The organism is Nocardiopsis trehalosi NBRC 14201 (assembly GCF_001552555.1).
In the GTDB taxonomy this organism is placed as follows: domain Bacteria; phylum Actinomycetota; class Actinomycetes; order Streptosporangiales; family Streptosporangiaceae; genus Nocardiopsis_B; species Nocardiopsis_B trehalosi.
Genome location: NZ_BCRK01000058.1, coordinates 1 through 19282, shown reverse-complemented (window position 1 = coordinate 19282; position 19282 = coordinate 1). Strand labels below are relative to the sequence as shown.

Genomic DNA, 19282 nt, shown 5'->3' with positions numbered 1-19282 from the left:
ATGCCGCTCCCCTGCGGCCGTGTCGCCGGACGGGTTTCCCGGGCCCGGTCGGCCCACCGGGCGGTGACGGCCGCGTCCCGCCGGCCGCGGTACCCCCGCGCCCCCGCTCAGCCGCTGTGCGGGACGGACGCCAGGAAGTCCAGGACCAGCGGGGTGGCCTCGGTGTGGAACTCCTCGAAGTAGGCGTGGCGCGCGCCCCCGATCAGGTGCAGGCGGGCGCCGGGGATGCGGTCGGCCAGCAGCGGGGCGTTCGCCGTCGGGTTGAGCAGGTCGTCCGCCCCGTGCACCACCAGGGTCGGCGCGGCGATGCCCGGCAGCGCGTCCCACGCGTCGTGGCGCGCGCTCGCGGTCAGGTGGCCGCGCCGGGCGTGCGCCGGCATGCGCGGATCGCCGAGCGTGGTGTAGGGGCCCGGGTGGTCGGCCAGCCACGCGGGCGTGTACATGAGGTCGAGCAGCGCCCGCCGGTTCGCGCCGGGGTCGCGGGAGGCCAGCGACCGGCGCACGTCGGCGCTCCGCTCGACGGCGTTGCGGCCGCCGGGCGAGGTGCACCCCAGCACCAGCGCGCCGACGCGCTCCGGGTACCGGGCGGCCAGCCACTGGGCGACGCGCCCGCCCATGGACGTCCCGTAGACGGCGGCCCGGTCCACGCCGAGGTGGTCGAGGACCGCCGCCATGTCCGCCGCGAACGCCTCGGTGGCGTACCCCGTGTCGGGGGCGTCGCTGTCGCCGGTGCCCCGGTGGTCGACGGCGATGGTGCGGTGCGCCGCCGCGAAGCCGTCCACGACGGGGTCCCACCAGTGGTGGTCGTTGGCCTGCCCCGGGATCAGCAGCAGCGGGGCGCCCTCCCCCCGGACCTCGTAGGCGATGCGGGCTCCGTCGGGGGCGATGGCGTGCGGCACGGCGGGCGTCCTTCCGGACCGGTCGGGGATCACGGGGTCATCCCATGGTGCCGTACCCCGCGCGCGGGTCGTCCGCCGGTCCGCGCCCCAGCGGGGCCGAGGACCGGAGCGGTCCTGGTTCGGTGCCATGCTCGGGGCATGACGGACACCCCCGGACGGCTGCTGGCCCTCCTGTCCCTGCTGCAGACCCCGCGCGAGTGGCCCGGGAGCGAACTGGCCGAGCGGCTGCGCGTCACCCCGCGCACGATCCGCCGCGACGTCGACCGCCTCCGGCGGCTCGGCTACCCGGTGGAGGCGACGTTGGGGGCCGCGGGCGGCTACCGGCTCGTCGCGGGCTCCGCCCTGCCCCCGCTCGTGCTCGACGACGAGGAGGCCGTGGCCATCGCCGTGGGCCTGCGCGCGTCGGCGGGCCACGCGGTCGACGGGATCGAGGAGGCGTCCCTGCGCGCGCTGACCAAGCTCCGCCGAATCCTGCCGTCGCGCCTGCGGACCCGCGTCGCCGCCCTCACCGCCGCGACCGCCACGGTGCCCGCCCCGCCGGGGCCGGTGGTCGACCCCGAGGTGCTGGTCGTGCTCGCCGCCGCCATCACCAACCGCGAGCGCGTCCGCTTCCGCTACCGGTCCGGCGACGGCGCCGAGACCGCGCGCCGGGTCGACCCGCGCGCGGTCGTCCCGTTCCAGCGGCGCTGGTACCTGGTGGCGTTCGACGACGACCGCGCCGACTGGCGCGTCTTCCGGGTCGACCGGGTGGGCGACCCGCGCGCCACGGGCGAGCGCGGCCCGCAGCGGGAGGCCCCGTTCGCCGACGCCGCCGCGTTCGTGCGCGACCGGCTGTGGGGGCTGCTGCCGACCTACCGCGCCGTCGCGACCCTGCACCTCCCGCTCGCCGAGGCCGCGCGGCGCCTCGGCCCGGCGGTGGGCGGCCTGGAGGAGGTGGACGACGCCACCTGCCTGCTGCGCACCGGCACCGACACGCTGGAGTGGCTGGCGTTCCGGCTGACCCAGCTCGGCTGCGCGTTCGAGGTGCACGAACCGCCGGAGCTGGCCGACCACCTGCGCTCCCTCGCGGCCCGCGCCGCGGCGGCGGCGGGCCCCGCACCGGGGTGACCCCGCCCGGCGGTGCGGCGCGGCGCCGGGGGGCGTGCGCGCGGGCCGCCCGGCGCCGGCCCGAGGCGCGGGCCGGCTACGGTGCCCGCCGGCCGCTTCGCGGTCCGCCGCCGTCGGGCTCGGCCTCGGGCCCGGGTGGCGTGCCGCCGTGCGGGGCGTGCTGCAGTTCGAGGGCGCGCTCCTCGTACCGGATGCGGGCCGGGGAGAAGTCGTACGGCAGCTTGCCGACGGCCTCCCACGCGCTCATCGTCGTCCCGCCCGCGTCCGCGCCTCCGTCGGCGTCCTCGTCGTAGCGCGCGAAGAGGTCGTCGATCGCCCCTTCCTCCTCGGCGTCCTCGATGGCGGCGAGCAGCGCGGTCTCGTGCGCGCACCGCCGGGCGGCGAGGGCCTCGACACGGGGGTCGTCGGGGGAGACGCCGTCGTCCAGGGCCGCCTCGGCCTCCGCCAGCCGGTCCTCCTCCGCCCGCAGGTCGGGCCGGGTGGCGAGGACGACGAACCGGTCGGCCTGGACGGCGGCGCCGAGCGGGCCGAAGACGCGCTCGCTGACCAGGAGGGCGTCGAGATCGGCCGGGCGCAGGGCCCCGGGCGGCGCCTGGCGCAGCCGGTCGGCGACCAACGGGGAGAGCAGGCCGAGGGAGGTGCCGTCCTCGCGCATGCGGCGGACGGCGTTCCGCCGGCGTTCGACGGCGGCCGCCTCGGCGGTGAGGGACTCCTCCAGCCGGGCGAGCGACTGCTCGACGTCGGCGGAACCCGCGAGGGCGGTGCGGATGTCCTCCAAGGGGATGCCGGCGTCCGCCATCCTGCGGATCCACAGCAGGCGGACCAGGTCGTCGTGGCCGTAGCGGCGGCGGTCGTCGGCGCCCCGCTGCGGCTCGGCCAGCAGCCCGATGGCGTGGTAGTGGCGGACGGCTCGGGGGGTCGTCCCGGTGAACGCGGCGGCGTCGCCGATCTTGACCCAGCGGGGGATCGCGGGCAGGTGCATGTAGGAGGCCTCTCAGCGTCGTGCTCACCGTCCACTGGACCACATGCCGCTACGGCATGTGCAAACCCGCCGGTGCCGCGTCCGGGGTCGGGGGTCGGCGGTCCCGGCGGATCCCCCGGCGGTCCGTCGACGTGATCCGCCCCGGGAGGGTCTCCCGACACGGCGTCGATCGGTGCACACGTGAGCCGACGGCGGCGCGGCCGGCCCGGCCGGCCCGCCCGTCCGGCCGGCCGCGCGGCGGGACGGTCCCGTGTACGCGGGAGGGGAGCGTCCGATGTGCCGGCCGCCGGGGCCCGCCGTTCCGTACCTACGCGGCCCCCGGCACTCGGCTCCGGCACCAGCGGCCGGTGGCCGGGTGGGCGGCCGTGATCACGGCGGCGATGCCGTAGGCGGCGGTCACCGGGCCGACACCGAAGACGAGCACCGGCACGAAACCGGCTTCGGGGCCGCCGCCCGTCAGCAGGTATTGGGCGCTGACCGTGAGCCCCTGGAGGGCCGCGACCACGCCGGCCACCACGATGGTCCGGCGTCCGACCAGGCGGCGCCGCCGCAGCCGCCAGGCGCCCGTGGCGAGAGCGGCGGCCGTCACCGCGCTCACCGCCATGTTCGCCAGGATCAAGCCGGCCGGCGCGCCGGTGTCGTCGACGGATACGGCGCCCGTGGCGAGGATCGCCAGCAGCCCCGGGACGCAGAGCAGTGACAGGACGATCGCGGCGATCGCGGTGCCGTGCCCGGCCTTCCGCGCGGTCGCCGGGTCGGCCGACCGGGTGCCGACCGCCCGGGCGTCGGGTACCGGGGTGTCGTCGGGAGTCTGGGCGACGGGTGCCGGGGCGAAGGGCGCCTGGGGGGCGGGCGTCCGGGGGTCGGGCTTTCCGGCGTCGGGCTCCTGGGCGTCGGGCTCCCGGGTGGCGCCGGGAATGCCCGCCGGCCCGGCGGCGGGCGGCGGAGGGGCCTCGTGCGCGACGACGGACGCGGCCACCCCCTCGGGCAGCCACCCCCCGCCGCCGGGCGCCGGAGGCGGCGGGGCCAGGGCGGCCAGGTCGCCCACCAGCCGGTCCAGGCCGGGCCGGGCGGCGGGGTCCTTGGCCAGGCAGGCGCCCACCACCCCGGCCAGTCCGGCGGGCAGGCCGGACAGGTCGGGGGCCTCGTGCACGATCCGGTAGGCGACGGCGTGGACGGGGCCGTCGCCGAACGGGCTGCGGCCGGTGGCGGCGTGGGCCAGGACGCAGCCCAGGGAGAACACGTCGGAGGCCGGGCCGACCCGCTCCCCGCGCGCCTGCTCGGGCGACATGAACGCCACGGTGCCCAGGACGGTGGCGGTCCGGGTCACCGCGGTGGCGTCCAGGGCGCGGGCGATACCGAAGTCGATCAGCCGGGGCCCGTCGGCGGTGAGCAGGACGTTGCCCGGTTTGAGGTCGCGGTGCACGATCCCGCACGCGTGCACCGCCGCGAGCCCCTCGGCCAGCCCGGCGCCCAGCACCGCCACCGACCCGGGCGGCAGGGGCCCGTGGTCGGCCACCGCCCGGTGCAGGGAGGGGCCGGCGATGTAGGCGGTGGCCAGCCACGGCGGGTCGCCGTCGGGGTCGGCGTCGACCAGCTGCGCGGTGTAGAACCCGCCGACCCTGCGCGCCGCCGCGACCTCGGTGGCGAAGCGGCGCCGGAAGTCGGCGTCCTCGGCGAGTTCGGGGCGCACCACCTTGACCGCCACGGTGTGGCCGCCGGGGGAGCGCCCGAGGTAGACGACCCCCATCCCGCCGCCGCCCAGGCGGGCGTGGAGGGTGTAGGGGCCGATCCGTGCGGGGTCGCCGCTGCGCAGGGGGTCGGTCATCGCTCCGCTTCCGTGGGGGGTTCGCCCGAATGGGTCCCGATGATCCTAGAGCGCGGCGTGCCCTGGGAGCGCTGGCGGCGCCGCCGGGCCCCTTCCCCGGTGGAGGGCGTGCGGACGGTGGACGCGGAACCCCCATGGGGTTATCTTGGGGTTAGTCGATAACCCCAAGATAACCCCAACCCCACCTCGGGAGCGGCCGTGCCGAAGATCAACGTCTACCTCCCCGACGACCTGGCCGACGCGGTCCGCGATTCGGGCGTGCCGGTGTCCGCCGTGTGCCAGCGGGCGCTGGAGCAGGCGGTCCGCCGGGTGACCGCCATCCGGGAGATCGCGGTCGGCGACCTCGATCCCGAGGCGGCCACCGGCCCGCTGTCCCGGTTCACCGGCCGCGCGCGGACCGCCCTCCGGCTCGCCGCCGACCGGGCGCGCGCCGCGGGCGCCCCCGCTGTGGGTACCGCCCACCTGCTGGGCGGCGTCCTCGCCGAGGGGGGCAACCTCGCCCTGCACGTGCTCCGCGCGGTCGACGTCGACCCTGACCAGGTCCGCCGGGCCCTCGACGGCCGCACCGCCGATCCCGCCGAGGAGTCCGCCGCGCCGGCCGCCGACGGAGGCGCCCGCTTCAGCGCCCCCGCCGCCAACGCCCTGGAGCTGACCGTCACCGAGGCCGTCGCGTTCGGCCACAACTACGTGGGCTGCGAGCACCTGCTGCTCGGCCTCGTCACCGAACCCGACGGCGCCGCCGGGCAGGTCCTGCGGTCCCTGGGCGCCGAGCAGCGGTTGACGCGGCGCGCCGTCGCCGCCGCCCTCGCCGGCTACGTCCACCTGCGCGCCCAGGCGGCCGAGGGCGGCGCGGCGTCCGCCGCCGACCCCGCCGCCGCCCTGGCCGAGGCCGTCCGCCGCGAGGTCGCCCCCTTGGCCGAGCGCATCGCCCGCCTGGAGGAGCGGTCCGGCCTCGCGTCCGACGGCTGACGGTCGTCGGCCGCGCGCGAACGGGCCCGCGCGGCGGACGCCGCGCCACGCGCCCCGCCGGGGGCGGCGGGCGGGGCGGAGTCGTCGGTCGGCCCCGGCCCACCGGCCGCCCGGCGGACGGGAGTCAGCCGTGCGCGCGGGTGGCCCCCGGGCCGACGCGGAACGCGGTGAGGCCGCGGCGCCGGGCGTAGGCGAACGTGACCGCCCCCAGGAGCGGGCCCCACGCCAGCAGCGGGGCGTAGCAGGCGACGAGCACGGCCGTCTGGACCGGCGTGCCCAAGGGGTCGTGGTGGACGAACCCGGCGAAGGCGTAGCCCCAGATCGCGGTCAGCGCCGCCGCGCCCGCCGCCGCCGGGACGACCGCCGCCATCGGCGGGACCCGCCGCCCGCCGAGCAGCGGCACCCACGCCGGGACGGCCTCTCCCCACGGTCGCACCAGCCCCAGGGTGAGGAGCGCGGCCCCCTCCGCCACGAGGCTCAGGCCGACGATGTACACCTTCTCGCCCGCCGGGATATGGGTGATCGAGGTCAGCGGCACGCCCGCCACGAGGGCGATCCGCCACAGGCCCGACGGCAGGGTGATCAGCGCGGCGGTGTGCGCGGCGACGTGTGCCCAGCGGGGGACGCCCGGCATGCGCCCCGAAGGCGCGGAAGGAGGCGGTGTTCGGAGTTCCATGGGCGGATTCGTCGCGCCGGACGGGGCACCGCCGCCTCCCCCCGCCGGGGGAGGCGGCCCGCGCCCCCTCCCACCCGCGCGGGACCGGCGGACGCGGGCCGCTCGCGGTCCGGGCCGGCGGTCGCGGAGCACCCCCGGACCCCCGATCACACGCCGGGCGGCGGCCGGTCGTCGGTGCGGGGCCGGGGCGGGCGGGCCTCCCGCGACCATGGGCGCAGCTTCTCCGGGTTGCGGATCACCCAGATCCGGGTGACGCGCCCGTCGGCGACGTCGAACGCGGCCACGGTGACGACCGCGCCGCCCCGCTGCGCCACCAGCCCCGGCGTGCCGTTGACCGACCGCTCCAGGAGTTCGAGCCCCGGGGCCCGCACGGCCATGGCCGCCATGTACCGGGCGATGCGCGCGCCGCCCTCGATCGGGTGCAGGGCGGCGCCGGCCCTGCCGCCGCCGTCGGCGGTCAGCACGGCGGCAGGGTCGAGGAGGCCGACGAGGGCCGCGATGTCCTGGGCCCGCCACGCCTCCTTCACCCGCCGCACCACCTCGGCCGCGGCGCCCGCCGCCGCCGGGGCCCGCGCTGAGCCCACCCGCCGCCGGGCGGAGGCGGCCAACTGCTTGCACGCCCCGGGCGTCCGGTCGAGGACGCCGGCGATGTCGGCGAACGGGTACCGGTAGACGTCGTGCAGGACGAACGCCACGCGCTCCGCAGGGGTCATCGCCTCCAGGACGACGAGGAAGGCCATGGCCACCGACTCGTCCGCGACGACCCGGTCGGCGGGGTCCGCGGTGCCGGCGGGGCCGGGGCCGCCCGCGGCGCCCCACTCGGCGCGGTCGGGCACCGGTTCGGGCAGCCACGCGCCGACGTAGCCCTCCCGGCGGACCCGCGCCGAACCGAGCACGTCCAGGCAGATGCGGCCGGTCACCGTCGTCAGCCACGCCCCGGGGGAGCGGACCTCCGCCCGCCGGTCGCGCGGCAGCGCGTACCAGCGCGCGTAGGCGTCCTGCACGGCGTCCTCGGCCTCGGCCACCGAGCCGAGCAGCCGGTAGGCGACGTTGACCAGCCGGCGCCGCTCACCGTCGACGCCGTCCGCGTCCGCTCCATCCGTGCCGGCCCCGTCCGTGCGCATGTGTGGAGTCGTCACGCCTCCTGCCGCCCCTCGCCTTACCTTTCGCGGGTCCGCGTCGTCGGACCGGTGAGACCTTATCGACCGACCGCCCGAAGGCGGACGAGGGGAGCACGACATGGCCACGCGGACCACGGCGGCGACAGTTGCTGGGACAGCGGCGGCGCGGGCCCGGGAACGGCGGGGCAGCGCCCTCCTGCGCGCCGCGATCGCCCTGCAGACCCTGACCATCCTCGTCCAGGCGGTCTCCGCCGGACTCCTGCTGACCGCGCCCTACGGCGAGGCGCTGCACAGCATCGGGGCGCGGGTGATGTACGGGGCGTCCATGCTGTACGTGCTCGCGGCGGTGCTGGCGTGGAGGCCGGGCGGCGGCCCGGCCCGGCCGATCGGGCACGCCGTCGGGTTCCTCGTCCTCGCCTCGGCGCAGGTCGCGCTCGGCATCGCGCACGTGTCGTCGGCCCACGTCCCGCTGGGCGTCCTGATGTTCGGGCTGAGCGTGCTGGCCCTGGCCCGGCGCTGAGACCGGGGGCGGGGGAGGGGCGGCCCCGCCCCTGCCCCGCCTTCGCCGGTCGGGCCGGTCAGGGCCGTTCGGCGTTCACCCGGTCGATGAGGGCCGCCAGGGCGGAGCGGTCGATCCCCGAGCCCGGGAAGTCGGCCAGCCGGCCCAGCGGGAACGACTCCAGCATGCGCAGCATCCCCTCGTCCTGGATCAGCGCCCCCGCCGCGCCGTCGCCGGACAGCAGCGCCCCGGCCTCCTCGGCGGCCACCGGGTCGGCCAGCAGTTCGCCGATGGAGGAGTCCGCGCTCAGCGGGACCCGCACCTCGTCGCCGTCGACCGCCACGGTCCCGCTGAGGCGGATGTCGCGGCTCGACGCCCCCGCCTCGACCGTGTACGCGCCGCCCTCCACGACCCACGCGCCGACGCGGGTGTCCCAGTACGCCAGGTCGGCGCGGTCGACCCGCACGGTCACCTCCCGCTCCTCGCCCGGCTCCAGGTCCACGGTCGCGAAGCCCTTCAGCTCGCGCGGCGGCCGCGCCACCCGCGACCCCGGCAGCCCGGTGTAGACCTGGACCACCTCGCGGCCCGCGCGGTCCCCGGTGTTGGCGACGGTCACCCGCACCGCCAGCCCGTCGCCGTCGGCGTGCAGCGCCAGCCCCGAATAGGCGAACGCCGTGTAGGACAGGCCGTGCCCGAACGGGTAGCGCACCTCCGCCGCGCGCGCGTCGTACCACCGGTACCCCACGAACAGCCCCTCGCCGTAGCGGACGTGCCCGTGCTCACCGGGGAAGTCGAGGAAGGCCGGGGTGTCCTCCAGCCGCAGCGGGATGGTCTCGGTGAGCCGCCCCGACGGGTTGACCTCGCCGTAGAGCACGTCGGCGAGGGCACCGCCCCCGGCCTGCCCCAGCAGCCACCCCTCGACGATCGCGGGCACCCGGTCGGCGAACGGGGCGAGGTCGACCACGCCCCCGTTGGACAGGACGACCACCGTGCGCGGGTTGGCCGCCACGACGGCGTCCAGCACCGCCGTCTGCCGCTCGGGCAGGCGCAGGTCGGGGCGGTCGAAGCCCTCCGACTCGGCGGCGGCCGGCAGGCCGAGGAACACGACCGCGACGTCGGCCGCCCGCGCGGCGGCCACGGCCTCGGCGGTGAGGGCGCCGGTGTCGCCGGGGTCTTCGTCCAAGGTGAACCCGGGGGCGAACGCGATCCGGTCGGCACCCGCCAGGTCGCGCAGCGCGTCCAGCGCCGTGTCGAGCCGGGTCGGGTTGATGAGCGAACTCCCCGCGCCCTGGTACCGGGGCGTGCGGGCGAACTCGCCGATGACCGCCACCGACGCCCCCCGGTCCAGCGGGAGCACGCCCCCCTCGTTGCGCAGCAGGACCACCGCCCGCCCGGCGACCTCGCGCGCCAGGGCGTGGTGGCGGTCCGGGTCGTAGGCGGCGCCGGGCCGGGCCGCCGCGTGCGCCCGCTGCACCAGCCGCACCACCCGGGCGGCGGCGGTGTCGAGCACCGCCGGGTCCAGCCCGCCGTCCTCGGCGGCCGCCGCGACGCGGGCGTCGGCCGCGTCCCCGGCCGACGGCATCTGCAGGTCCAGGCCCGCGCCGAGCGCGGCCACCCGGTCGCCCACGGCGCCCCAGTCGGAGACGACCAGCCCGTCGAACCCCCACTCGCCGCGCAGGACGTCGGTGAGCAGCCACCGGTTCTCCGCCGCGTACACCCCGTTGACGCGGTTGTAGGAGCACATGACCGTCCACGGCCGCGCCTCGGTGACCACCCGCTGGAACCCGCGCAGGTAGATCTCGCGCAGCGGGCGCTCGTCGACGTCGGCGCTCACCCGCATCCGGTCGTGCTCCTGGTTGTTGGCCGCGAAGTGCTTCACCGACGCGCCGACCCCGCGGCCCTGCACCCCGCGCACCAGCGCGGCGCCCAGGACGCCGCCGACCAGCGGGTCCTCGGAGAAGTACTCGAAGTTGCGGCCGCACAGCGGGGAGCGCTTGATGTTGACGCCCGGCCCCAGCACCACGTGCACGTCCTCGGCCTGGGCCTCCTCGCCCAGCGCCGCGCCGACGCGTTCGACCAGCTCGGGGTCGAACGTCGCCGCCATGGCGACGGCGGGCGGGAAGCAGGTCGCCGGGACGCTGTCGAGGATGCCCAGGTGGTCGCCGCCCTCGGCCTGCTTGCGCAGACCGTGCGGGCCGTCGGTGAGCATGATCGCGGGCAGGCCGGCGCGCGGCGCCGGGGTGGTGGTCCAGAAGTCGGCGCCGCTGGTCAGCGCGGCCTTCTCGGCGGTGGACAGCCCGGCGACGACCTCGTCGGGCGTCGGTGCGCCGGGTGCGGGCGGTGGGGCTGCGGTCATGGGGCGGGCCCTCCAGACGGGAGCGGCGGCGGCCCTGCGGCGCGCCGCGTGCGGTGCCGCCGTCCCGTGGGCCGCGCCCCGGCGGGCGGTGCGCGGCTGCGGGCCCGGGACGTGCGGTGCGGGGACGGCGGGGAGCTTCCCGAAAACCGTATAGCGTCCGGTTTTTGCTGGCAAGGACTACCATGGCGCCGTGACACGACGTGGTTCCTACGCGAAGGGCGTCGCCAAGCGCGAGGAGATCCTCGCCACGGCACTGCGGGTCATCGCCCGCAACGGCTACCGCAGCACCTCCGTCGCCGAACTCGCCGAGGCGGTCGGGCTCAGCCAGAACGGGCTGCTGCACTACTTCGGCTCCAAGGAGGAGCTGTTCGCCGCGGTGCTGCGCAAGCGCGACGAGGCCGACGCCGCCCGGGCCGAGGCCGCCCGGTCCGCCACCGGCGACCCGGTCGCCGCCTTCATCGAGGTCATCGCGCGCAACGCCGAGGTGCCCGGCCTGGTGCAGTTCCACGCCCACCTGTCGGTCGACGCCACCGACCCCGGCCACGCCGCCCACGACTACGCCGCCGACCGCTACCGGCGCGGCACCGCCGCCCTGGCCGACGGCCTGCGCCGCATGCGCGACGCCGGCGAACTCCCCGCCGACCTCGACCCCGACACCACCGCCACCACGTTCTTCGCCCTCGCCGACGGGCTCCAGGTGCAGTGGCTGCTCGACCCCTCGCTCGACATGGCCGCCCACCTCACCCACCTGTGGCGGCTGATCACCCGCACCGGCGGGTGAGGCGCCGGCGGGCGTGCGGGGCGCCGCCCCGCTCTCCGCGAGACCGGTATTAGTATCACGGGTATGGTTCGAGTTCCGCTGACCCCAGAAGAGCGCGACCGCGGCGAACACCTGGGCCGCCTGCTGCGCGCGGCCCGCGGCGACCGCACCATGGCGTGCGTCGCCGCCGACGCGGGCATATCGGTCGAGACCCTGCGCAAGATCGAGACCGGCCGCATCCCCACCCCGGCGTTCTTCACCATCGCCGCGCTGTGCCAGGTGCTGGACCTGTCGCTGGACGACCTCGCCCGCACCCTCCCCGACACCAACCCCTCCACCGCCCTGGCCTCCTGACCCGCGCCCTCGGGCCGGCCGCCGCCGCGCTTGACCCTGACGCAGGGTCAACCGCCCACCATGGCGGCATGACCACGAGCAGCACGGCGGGCGGACCCGGCCGCGAACCCGACGCCGCCGGCCCCGCCACGCACTTCACCGTCCACCACGGCGGCGCCGCGATCCCGGTGTCGCGCGGCGGCCGCGGCCCCCTGCTGGTCCTGTGCCCGGGGCTGATGTCGACCCGGGCCGACCTGCGCGAGCTGATCGGGCTGCTGCGGCGCGACCACGACGTGGCCGCCTTCGACCTGCGGGGCCACGGCCGCACCCCGGCCGCCCCGCCCTACACCTTCGACGCGTTCCGCGGCGACCTCACCGCCGTGCTGGCGGAGCTGGCCCGCCGCGAACCGGCGGTGCCCGTGCTCGCCGGCTACTCGCTCGGCGCGGACCTGGCCGTGCACCACGCCGCCGCGCACCCCGGCACCGTCGCCGGGCTCGTCCTCATCGACGGGGCCAACCCCGTGCCCGAACCCTTCCTCACCGAGGCCGACCTGCCCGGGTTCCGGGCGATGTGGCGCGAGGTCGCCGCGGAGTACGCGGCACAGCGGGGCACCCCCCGCCAGGTGCTCCTCGGCGCCGAGCAGCTCCTCGACGTCAACCTGGAGGTCGACGCCGTCCGCTCCACCCTCCTCGACCGGTACCGGCGGATCGACGCGCCGGTCCGTATGATCATGTCGACCGCGATGGCCGGCCACGGCGACGGCGCGCCCCGGTACAACCGCAACTGGCGCCTCGGCGTCGAACGCCTTGGCCGGGCGCGGCCGCAGACCCGCGTGACCTGGGTCGACGCCGACCACCGGCTCGTCCTGACCCACGCGCGGCGGATCGCCGAGATCATCGGCGACGCGACCCGCCCGCCCCGTGGATCGACCCCCTGAACCGCCCCCGGGAGGCCGCGGACCCATGCTGACCATCGGCGAGCTGGCGTCCTACGCCGGGGTGACGGTGCGCGCCGTCCGCCACTACCACGCCAAGGGGCTGCTCCCCGAGCCCGACCGCGACCACTCCGGCTACCGCAGGTACGGCGCCGACGCCGTGGTCGAACTCATCCGCATCCGCACCCTCGCCGAGGCCGGGGTCCCGCTGGCGCGCGTGCGGCTGCTCCTGCGGGCCGACGCGGCCGAGTTCGCCGCCGCCGTCGCGGACATCGACGCCCGGCTGCGCGCGGAGATCCGCGAGCGGCGGCGGCACCGCGAACGGATCGCCCGCCTCACCGCCGGGGACGGCCTCGCGCTGCCACCGGAGGTGGTCGGCCTGCTCGACCTGCTGCGGCGGCGGGGGGTGGACGAGCGGATCGTCCGCGTCGAGCGCGACGGCTGGATACCGCTGGCCGCGCGCGCCCCCGACCGGGTCGCGGAATGGGTGGCGCGCAAGCGGGAGCAGCTCACCGACCCCCGCGTCATCGGCTTCTACCTCGCCCTGGGCCGGGCGCTCGACCGGGCCGACGACGACACCGCGCTGGCGCGGTCGGCCGACGAACTGGCCGCCTGCCTCACCCGGATGGCCCAGGAGCGGGGCGCGGACTACGTCGACGACACCGGCACGGCACCGCCGTTCGCCGAGCTGATGGACGCGCTCGCCTTCGACGGCGTCCCGCCGGCCCGGCGGCTGATCGCGCTGCTGGAGCAGCGGGGCTGGACCGGCTGGACCCGGCTGGAGCGCGCGGACCCGGCGCGGGGGAGGGGCGGCGCCGGGGAGGACGCCGCCGCGCCGCCATCCCACCGCCGGCGGTGACGGCGGGCGGACCCCACGGGCCGGGTCGCCCCCGACTCCGGCCCCGGGCGCCGGCGCGGCGGACCGGCGGCACCGGACGGCGGCGGGCCACCCGCGCCGCCGGACCCGCCGAAGCGGTCCCCGGCCATGGGGAGCCGCCCCGCACGCCGCCCCCCGCATCCCCCGTATTCCAGGACGGAACCTGAGGTGGGGACGCGGCGTCGGAGGGGAGGCCGCCGCCGGGCGCGCCTCCCCGGTGGCACCGGATGGGGCGGCCCCCTACAGTGGCCGTCCACCGCCGTCCCGACGGAGTCCTCGTGTTCAGTACCTTCGCCACCCACCTGCCCGCCGTCCTGGTCGGCGTGGTCGGCCTCGCCCTGATCCCCAAGATCCCGCCCGCCCGGCGCGGCCTGGCGATCACCGGCCTGGCCCTGCTCGCCCTCTACGGCGTGCTGGAGATCCTCGCGACCCTGTTCGTCCATCCCCCGATCGCGCCGATGCCGATGGTGTTCACCCTGCTCGGCGTCGTCGTCACGCTGTCGCTCATGGCCGCGTTCCTCCTGCTGCTGCTCGCGGCCGCCCGCCGCCCGGCCGCGCCGCGGTCCGCGCCCCACGGGTTCGCCCCGGCGGCGGGCCCCTACCCGCCCGGCCCGGCGTTCCCGCCGCCCGGCGGCCCGGTCGGCGGTCCCCCGCCGCACGCCGGCCCCGCCGCCCCGCCCGCCCCCTGACCGACCACGGAGCCTCGACCATGTTCCTCCACCTGGCGACCAGCGTGATCGGTCCCATGTTCTTCGGGTGCTGCACCCTGCTGCTCGGCGGCTTCGCGCTCTTCTGGGCGCGGCGCTGCGACGCCCCCGGACCGGTGCGCGGCGCCGGCGCGCTGCTGCTCCTGCACACGCTGCTCGCGGCGGAGTGGTCGGTGCTGCTCGTCCTCGCCGGCTACCCGGGGCCGGAGTGGCAGGAGCCCGCCCAGCAGCTCGTCATGGCCACCGGTACCGCGCAGTCCGTGCTGTCCGGGCTGACGACGGCCCTCATCGGGGTGCTGCTCCTCCTCGCGGTCCTGCGCGGCGGCCGCACCCCGGCGGCCCCCGCCGCGTACGGGCCCGGCGCCCCGTTCCGGCCGGGCGCCCCCTACGGCCCGGGCGTGCCACCCGGCCCGGGTACCCCGTACGGTGCGGGCCCGGCCCACGGCCCGGGCGCTGTTCCGCCGCCGCCCGCCGGGCCGGGGACCGCGCCCCCTCCGGCCGCCGGGCCCCGGCCGGACACCGGCCCGCAGCCGCCCGCCGCCCCCGGCGCGTAGCGGCCGCCCGCCCGCAGCCCGCGCGGCCGCCCCGCTCTCGTGGGGCGCCCTCCCGGTCGGCCCGCCGACGTCCTCGGCGCGTACGGCGCGGCGGCCGCGGGCGGGCGGCCCGTCGCCGTCAGGGGAGGGGCGGGCGGGCGCCCCGCAGGAACTGCTCGACCGCTGTCGCGATCAACCCGTCGAGCCTCTCCGCGGCGATCATGCCGCCGTTGACCAGCGTCGTGATGCCCTGCACGGTCGCGTACAGGATGATCCCGATGCGCTCGGGGTCGCCGTGTTCGAGCGCGCCGCGCTCCTGCCCCTCCTCGATCAGGGCGAACACCTGCCCGAAGGCGGCCTCGGCCGCCTCGGGGATCCGGGACGCCCCCGGCCGGTGCTTGGCGGAGTTCATCAGTTCGAGGAGCGCGGCGTTCTCGGTGGCGAACCGGGCGAAGGCCAGGACGGCGTCGTGCAGCCGTGCGGGGAAGGCGTCGTCCGCCTCGGCCAGGGAGGTGCGCAGCGCGTCGCCCAGCCGGAGGAAGCCCGCCTCGGCCAGGGCGTCGAGGAGCGCCCGGCGGTCGGCGAAGTGCCGTCGCGGCGCGGCGTGGCTCACCCCGATCTCCCTGGCCAGGTCCCGGAGGGAGAGCTGGTCGGCCCCGCGTTCGCGCAGTTGGCGCTCTGCCGCGTCCAGGATCGCGCTGCGGAGGTTCCCGTGGTGGTAGGGGCGCTGCCCGGCGGTTTCGGTCACCGGCCCAGACTAGCACGGAATGTTGTCGTTGACATCATTGTTTCCAGTGGCTACATTCGTGGTCATGACCACGTTCTCCGTCGCAGACGTCCCCTCCATGGCCGGTCGCACGGCCGTCGTCACCGGTGCGAACAGCGGGATCGGGCGCGTCACCGCACGCGTCCTCGCCGAACGGGGAGCGCGGGTCCTGCTCGCCGTCCGCGACGTCGACAAGGGACGCGCCGCCGCCGCGACGATGACCGGTGCCGTCGAGGTCCGCCGGCTCGACCTGGCCGACCTCTCCTCGATCCGGACGTTCGCGCGGCGGCTCACCGAGCCCATCGACCTGCTCATCAACAACGCCGGCGTCTCGCTCCCCCCGATGTCCCGCACCGCCGACGGGTTCGAGTCGCAGTTCGGGACCAACCACCTCGGCCACTTCGCGCTCACGAACCTGCTGCTGCCGCAGGTGCGGGAGCGGGTCGTCACGGTGGCCTCCCTCGCGCACCTGATCGGCGCCATCGACTTCACCGACCTCAACTGGGAGCGCAGGCCCTACCGGGGCCACGCCGCGTACGGGCAGTCCAAACTCGCCAACCTCCTGTTCACCTCGGAACTGCACCGGAGACTCCGCGAAGCCGGCTCCCCGGTGGTCGCGACGGCCGCGCATCCGGGGATCTCGGCCACGGACCTGATGCGGTCCCAAGGGCGGAACCCGCGGCTGCGGGCGGAGCGGGCGCTGATCGGCCTGGTGGCGCAGAACGCGGAGCACGGCGCCCTGCCGACGCTCTACGCCGCAACGGCGGACCTCCCCGGCGGCGGCTACGCCGGCCCTCGCGGCCTCATGGGGCTCCGCGGCGCACCGGGGCCGGCCCGGCGATCGGCGAAGGCGCGGGACGCCGCCGCCGCGCGCCGGCTGTGGCGGGTCTCCGAGGAACTCACCGGGGTGGCCTTCCCCCTGACGACGTCCCGCGCCGCCTGACGCCTGGAGGTCGACTTCAGCGACGGCTTCGGCCGGCCGGCGACGCGCATGCCGGCCGACGCGTGGGTCGCGGCCACCGCGCCGCGCATGGAGACCTTCACGGCCACCCAGCACATGATCACCGACCAGGTCATCAGCTTCGACGGCGGCGACCGCGCCACGTGCGTGGCCTACGTGCGGGCGCGCCACCACCTGCCGAGCGCCCTGGGCGACAGCGACCGGACGGTGTACGGCTGCTACACGAACCGGTTCGTCCGGACCCCGGGCGGCTGGCGCATCTCCGGACTCAAGCCGACTCCCGTGTGGATGACCGGCGACTTCGGAGTCTTCCCGTCCGCCCTCGCCGCAGAGGGCGCCCCATCGGCCGGCGCGGCCTGACGCGGGCCGCGCCGAGCGCCCGGTGGACCGGCGGCTCCGGCGGCGGTCACGGCCCGCCCGCCGGGGCGCCCTCCGGCCGGACGCCCGCGCCCGCGCCGCCCCGGTGCGGGGCCCCGGCCGGGACCCCGGGGTGGTCCTCCGGCGCCATGGCCCGGCCCCGCCGCAGCTCGGCCGCCAGCACCCCCGCTCCCACGGCCGCCGCGACCCGCGCGGCCACCCGGTCGACGTCGCCGCGCTCGGCCGGCGGCAGCGGGACCCCCACCGACGCCCGCAGCGCCTCGGCCGTGCCCAGCAGGCGGGCCGCCGCCTCCGGTTCGCCGCCGATGGAACGCGCCCCCGCCAGCCCCTCCAGGGCCAGGGCCACCGCCCGCGCGTCGCCGGTGGCGCGCGCGGCGGCCAGCCCGTCCAGGTGCAGGGCGAGCGCGGCCGCCGCGTCGCCCCGCTGCTCGGCGGCGAACCCCAGCTCGGCCAGCACCAGCGCCAGCCCCGGATCGCCGTCGAGCCGCCGCAGCCAGTCGGCCCACCGCCGCAGGTAGCCCTCCGCCGCGTCCAGGCGCCCTTGGCGCCGCGCGCCGAGCGCCAGCCCGATCTCGGCGAACTGCTCGCCCGGAACGTCCGCCTGCTCCACGGCCATCCGCCGCGCGCGCTCGTGCGCCTCCTCGGCCGCCGCGAAGTCGCCGCGCAGCAGGGCGACGCGCCCCAGCGCCGCCAGTTTCGCCCCCGCCGCCGACCACAGCCCCAGCTCCTCGGCGAGGCGCACGCCCTCGCGGTGCAGCTCGGCGGCCCGGTCGTAGTCGCCGGTGATCTCGGCGAGCAGGCCCAGCCCGCCCATGGCCAGCAGCGTCCCCCAGTCGTCGCCCAGCTCGCAGAACAGCGCCGCGCTCTCGGTGGCGTCGCGCTCGAACGCGTCGACGGCGCCACGCACCAGGCCCTGGGAGGCGCGCGCCTGCAGGGCGGCGGCCGTGCCCCACCGGTCGCCGTGCGCGCGGAACACGGCGAGCACCCGGTCCAGGCGGGCGCCGCTGTCGGCCAGGTCGCCGAACCCCGCCTGGGCGTGCAGCAGGAACCACTCCGCGCGGGCGCGCTCCAGCGGGTCGCCGATCGCGGCCGGCGCGTCCGCCCCGACGCCGGGCGGGCGGGCGCCGCCGTTGCGCAGCATCGCGACCCCGTCGCGCCACGCGGCCACCCGCGCCCGCAGCGACGGGTCGCCGCCCGGGACGGCCAGGGCGCACTCCAGCGCGCGTTCGGCCTCGCCCAGGCGGCCGCGCAGGTACCAGTACCAGGCGAGGGCGTCGACCAGCCGCAGCGCCGTGTCGGCGTCGCCGCGCCCGGCCGCGCCGTCGAGCGCGGAGCGCAGCCCCGCGGACTCGGCGTCCAGGCGCCGCAGCCACGCGCGCTGCCCGCCGCCGCGCAGCGCGGGCGCCGCCTCCTCGGCCAGGCGGGTGTAGTAGGCGTCGTGGCGGGCGCGCACGTCGCCGGCCTCGCCCGCCTCGGCCAGGCGCTCGGCGCCGTAGGCCGCCACCGATTCCAGCAGCCGGTAGCGGGGGCCGTCGGGGGTGGGGGAGACGGCGGTCAGCGACCGGTCGACCAGGCGCGTCAGCAGGTCGAGCACCTCGCCGCGCGCCACCCCGCCGCCCGCGCACACCTCCTCGGCGGCGGCCAGCGTGCAGCCGTCGGCGTGCACCGACAGGCGCCGCAGCACCGTCCGCTCGGCCTCGGTCAGCGGCTCCCAGCTCCAGTCGATGACCGCGCGCAGGGTCCGCTGCCGCGACGGGGCGCCGCGTGCGCCCATGGTCAGCAGGTGGAAGCGGTCGTCCAGCCGCTCCGCCAGGGTCGCCACCCCCAGGGCGCGGACCCGCGCCGCCGCCAGCTCCAGGGCCAGGGGCAGGCCGTCGAGGCGCCGGCACACCGCCGCCACGGCGGCGGCGGTGTCGGCGTCGACCGCGAACCCCGGCACCCCGGCCGCCGCCCGTTCGGCGAACAGCCGGGCCGCCCCCGAGGCCGCCACCCGGTCCGGGTCGTCGGCGCCGGCCGGAGGCACGTCGAGCGGGGCGACCGGCCACAGCACCTCGCCGGTCAACCCCAGCGGCTCCCGGCTCGTGGCCAGGACGCGCAACCCCGGGGCGCGGGCCAGCAGCAGGTCGGCGAGCGCGGCGGCCTCGGCCACGACGTGCTCGCAGTTGTCGAGCACCAGCAGCCGCTCCCCGCTCAGGGCGGCGGCCAGCCGCCCGGCGGTGCGGTCCGCCGCCGCGCGCGGCGGGCCCGCCGCGTCGTCGCGCACCCCCAGTGCCGCCGCGGCGGCCTCGGCCACCCGCGCCGCCGACGCCTGCGCGTCGGCCCCGGGCGGTGCGGGGTCCAGCGCCCCGAGTTCGACCAGGGCCGCGTCCCCGGCGCGGGCCGCCGCCGCGAGCGCGAGGCGGGTCTTGCCCACGCCCCCGGGGCCGGTCAGGGTGACCAGCCGGTGCGCCCGCAGCAGCGCGCCGACGCGGTCAAGGTCGGCGTCGCGGCCGACCAGCGCGGTCAGCGGCACCGGCAGGGCGGCGCGGGCCCGCTGCGCCCCAGTGGCCGCCGGGGCGGGCGCCCGCGCGGGCGCGGTGGGCGGCGGGGGCGGGG

The 19282-nt window shown here is 78.2% G+C and carries 19 protein-coding genes; 11 read left to right on the top strand and 8 right to left on the bottom strand.

The window, feature by feature from the left end; translation table 11 throughout:
- Window positions 1–107: 107 nt before the first annotated feature.
- Window positions 108–899, bottom strand: a complete 792-nt coding sequence (locus NT8_RS12845) for an alpha/beta fold hydrolase (protein ID WP_067968258.1) — start codon at window positions 897–899, stop codon at window positions 108–110.
- A gap of 138 nt (window positions 900–1037) precedes the next feature.
- On the opposite strand from NT8_RS12845, the gene NT8_RS12840 reads away from it, so the two are divergent.
- Complete coding sequence (locus NT8_RS12840) at window positions 1038–2006, top strand: helix-turn-helix transcriptional regulator (protein WP_067968255.1); 969 nt, start codon at window positions 1038–1040, stop codon at window positions 2004–2006.
- A gap of 76 nt (window positions 2007–2082) precedes the next feature.
- Here the strand turns inward: NT8_RS12840 and NT8_RS12835 are convergent, their stop codons facing one another.
- A complete protein-coding gene (locus NT8_RS12835) occupies window positions 2083–2988 on the bottom strand; it encodes a MerR family transcriptional regulator (protein ID WP_084468886.1) in 906 nt (301 codons plus the stop codon).
- A 307-nt stretch (window positions 2989–3295) separates the two neighbouring features.
- The gene (locus tag NT8_RS30825; RefSeq protein ID WP_067968252.1) at window positions 3296–4816 is read right to left on the bottom strand and encodes a serine/threonine-protein kinase; all 1521 of its coding nucleotides are present in this window, start codon (window positions 4814–4816) and stop codon (window positions 3296–3298) included.
- Window positions 4817–5014: 198 nt separating this feature from the next.
- Between NT8_RS30825 and NT8_RS12825 the strand changes: the two genes are divergently transcribed.
- Window positions 5015–5785 (top strand): Clp protease N-terminal domain-containing protein, encoded by a 771-nt coding sequence (locus NT8_RS12825; protein ID WP_067968249.1) that lies wholly within the window; start codon window positions 5015–5017, stop codon window positions 5783–5785.
- Window positions 5786–5909: 124 nt separating this feature from the next.
- Here the strand turns inward: NT8_RS12825 and NT8_RS12820 are convergent, their stop codons facing one another.
- Entirely contained in the window at window positions 5910–6461 is a 552-nt protein-coding gene (locus tag NT8_RS12820; protein ID WP_067968246.1) for a hypothetical protein, read from the bottom strand.
- A gap of 146 nt (window positions 6462–6607) precedes the next feature.
- Complete coding sequence (gene sigJ / locus NT8_RS12815; protein WP_067968244.1) at window positions 6608–7585, bottom strand: RNA polymerase sigma factor SigJ; 978 nt, start codon at window positions 7583–7585, stop codon at window positions 6608–6610.
- Between the two features lie 115 nt (window positions 7586–7700).
- On the opposite strand from sigJ, the gene NT8_RS12810 reads away from it, so the two are divergent.
- Window positions 7701–8102 carry a hypothetical protein gene (locus NT8_RS12810; protein ID WP_067968241.1) on the top strand — a complete coding sequence of 134 codons (402 nt, stop codon included), beginning with the start codon at window positions 7701–7703 and terminating at the stop codon, window positions 8100–8102.
- A 58-nt stretch (window positions 8103–8160) separates the two neighbouring features.
- On the opposite strand, the gene NT8_RS12805 is transcribed toward NT8_RS12810, so the two are convergent.
- Complete coding sequence (locus tag NT8_RS12805; protein ID WP_067968238.1) at window positions 8161–10437, bottom strand: glycoside hydrolase family 3 C-terminal domain-containing protein; 2277 nt, start codon at window positions 10435–10437, stop codon at window positions 8161–8163.
- A gap of 190 nt (window positions 10438–10627) precedes the next feature.
- On the opposite strand from NT8_RS12805, the gene NT8_RS12800 reads away from it, so the two are divergent.
- The 6 genes from NT8_RS12800 (at window position 10628) to NT8_RS12775 (ending at window position 14603) form a co-directional block, all read left to right on the top strand.
- Window positions 10628–11218: a TetR/AcrR family transcriptional regulator gene (locus tag NT8_RS12800; protein WP_067968236.1), complete on the top strand. Its 591-nt coding sequence runs from the start codon at window positions 10628–10630 to the stop codon at window positions 11216–11218.
- A gap of 63 nt (window positions 11219–11281) precedes the next feature.
- Window positions 11282–11551, top strand: coding sequence for a helix-turn-helix domain-containing protein (locus NT8_RS12795; protein ID WP_067968234.1), 270 nt, complete (start codon window positions 11282–11284; stop codon window positions 11549–11551).
- Window positions 11552–11619: 68 nt separating this feature from the next.
- Window positions 11620–12468 (top strand): alpha/beta fold hydrolase, encoded by an 849-nt coding sequence (locus tag NT8_RS12790; RefSeq protein ID WP_084468884.1) that lies wholly within the window; start codon window positions 11620–11622, stop codon window positions 12466–12468.
- Window positions 12469–12493: 25 nt separating this feature from the next.
- Window positions 12494–13324: a MerR family transcriptional regulator gene (locus tag NT8_RS12785; RefSeq protein ID WP_067968231.1), complete on the top strand. Its 831-nt coding sequence runs from the start codon at window positions 12494–12496 to the stop codon at window positions 13322–13324.
- A gap of 296 nt (window positions 13325–13620) precedes the next feature.
- On the top strand, window positions 13621–14031 hold the full coding sequence (locus tag NT8_RS12780; RefSeq protein WP_067968229.1) for a hypothetical protein: 411 nt from the start codon (window positions 13621–13623) through the stop codon (window positions 14029–14031).
- Between the two features lie 20 nt (window positions 14032–14051).
- Window positions 14052–14603 (top strand): hypothetical protein, encoded by a 552-nt coding sequence (locus tag NT8_RS12775; RefSeq protein ID WP_067968226.1) that lies wholly within the window; start codon window positions 14052–14054, stop codon window positions 14601–14603.
- 118 nt (window positions 14604–14721) lie between these two features.
- On the opposite strand, the gene NT8_RS12770 is transcribed toward NT8_RS12775, so the two are convergent.
- Complete coding sequence (locus NT8_RS12770) at window positions 14722–15330, bottom strand: TetR/AcrR family transcriptional regulator (protein WP_067968223.1); 609 nt, start codon at window positions 15328–15330, stop codon at window positions 14722–14724.
- Window positions 15331–15394: 64 nt separating this feature from the next.
- Between NT8_RS12770 and NT8_RS12765 the strand changes: the two genes are divergently transcribed.
- Together NT8_RS12765 and NT8_RS12760 are read left to right on the top strand one after the other, a co-directional pair.
- Window positions 15395–16291 carry an oxidoreductase gene (locus NT8_RS12765; protein ID WP_067968220.1) on the top strand — a complete coding sequence of 299 codons (897 nt, stop codon included), beginning with the start codon at window positions 15395–15397 and terminating at the stop codon, window positions 16289–16291.
- A gap of 3 nt (window positions 16292–16294) precedes the next feature.
- Complete coding sequence (locus NT8_RS12760; protein ID WP_281203440.1) at window positions 16295–16669, top strand: nuclear transport factor 2 family protein; 375 nt, start codon at window positions 16295–16297, stop codon at window positions 16667–16669.
- Between the two features lie 46 nt (window positions 16670–16715).
- On the opposite strand, the gene NT8_RS29885 is transcribed toward NT8_RS12760, so the two are convergent.
- Window positions 16716–19282: ATP-binding protein (locus tag NT8_RS29885; RefSeq protein WP_067968217.1), on the bottom strand; the 2567-nt coding region annotated here is incomplete at its 5' end.

Excerpts from the sequence above, each read along its gene's own strand:
- NT8_RS12775 (WP_067968226.1), top strand. The coding sequence starts at position 14,052 with ATGTTCCTCCACCTGGCGACCAGCGTGATCGGTCCCATGTTCTTCGGG.
- NT8_RS12805 (WP_067968238.1), bottom strand. The coding sequence starts at position 10,437 with ATGACCGCAGCCCCACCGCCCGCACCCGGCGCACCGACGCCCGACGAG.
- NT8_RS12790 (WP_084468884.1), top strand. The coding sequence starts at position 11,620 with ATGACCACGAGCAGCACGGCGGGCGGACCCGGCCGCGAACCCGACGCC.
- NT8_RS12820 (WP_067968246.1), bottom strand. The coding sequence starts at position 6,461 with ATGGAACTCCGAACACCGCCTCCTTCCGCGCCTTCGGGGCGCATGCCG.
- sigJ (WP_067968244.1), bottom strand. The coding sequence starts at position 7,585 with ATGCGCACGGACGGGGCCGGCACGGATGGAGCGGACGCGGACGGCGTC.
- NT8_RS12785 (WP_067968231.1), top strand. The coding sequence starts at position 12,494 with ATGCTGACCATCGGCGAGCTGGCGTCCTACGCCGGGGTGACGGTGCGC.
- NT8_RS30825 (WP_067968252.1), bottom strand. The coding sequence starts at position 4,816 with ATGACCGACCCCCTGCGCAGCGGCGACCCCGCACGGATCGGCCCCTAC.
- NT8_RS12840 (WP_067968255.1), top strand. The coding sequence starts at position 1,038 with ATGACGGACACCCCCGGACGGCTGCTGGCCCTCCTGTCCCTGCTGCAG.
- NT8_RS12810 (WP_067968241.1), top strand. The coding sequence starts at position 7,701 with ATGGCCACGCGGACCACGGCGGCGACAGTTGCTGGGACAGCGGCGGCG.
- NT8_RS12765 (WP_067968220.1), top strand. The coding sequence starts at position 15,395 with ATGACCACGTTCTCCGTCGCAGACGTCCCCTCCATGGCCGGTCGCACG.
- NT8_RS12835 (WP_084468886.1), bottom strand. The coding sequence starts at position 2,988 with ATGCACCTGCCCGCGATCCCCCGCTGGGTCAAGATCGGCGACGCCGCC.
- NT8_RS12795 (WP_067968234.1), top strand. The coding sequence starts at position 11,282 with ATGGTTCGAGTTCCGCTGACCCCAGAAGAGCGCGACCGCGGCGAACAC.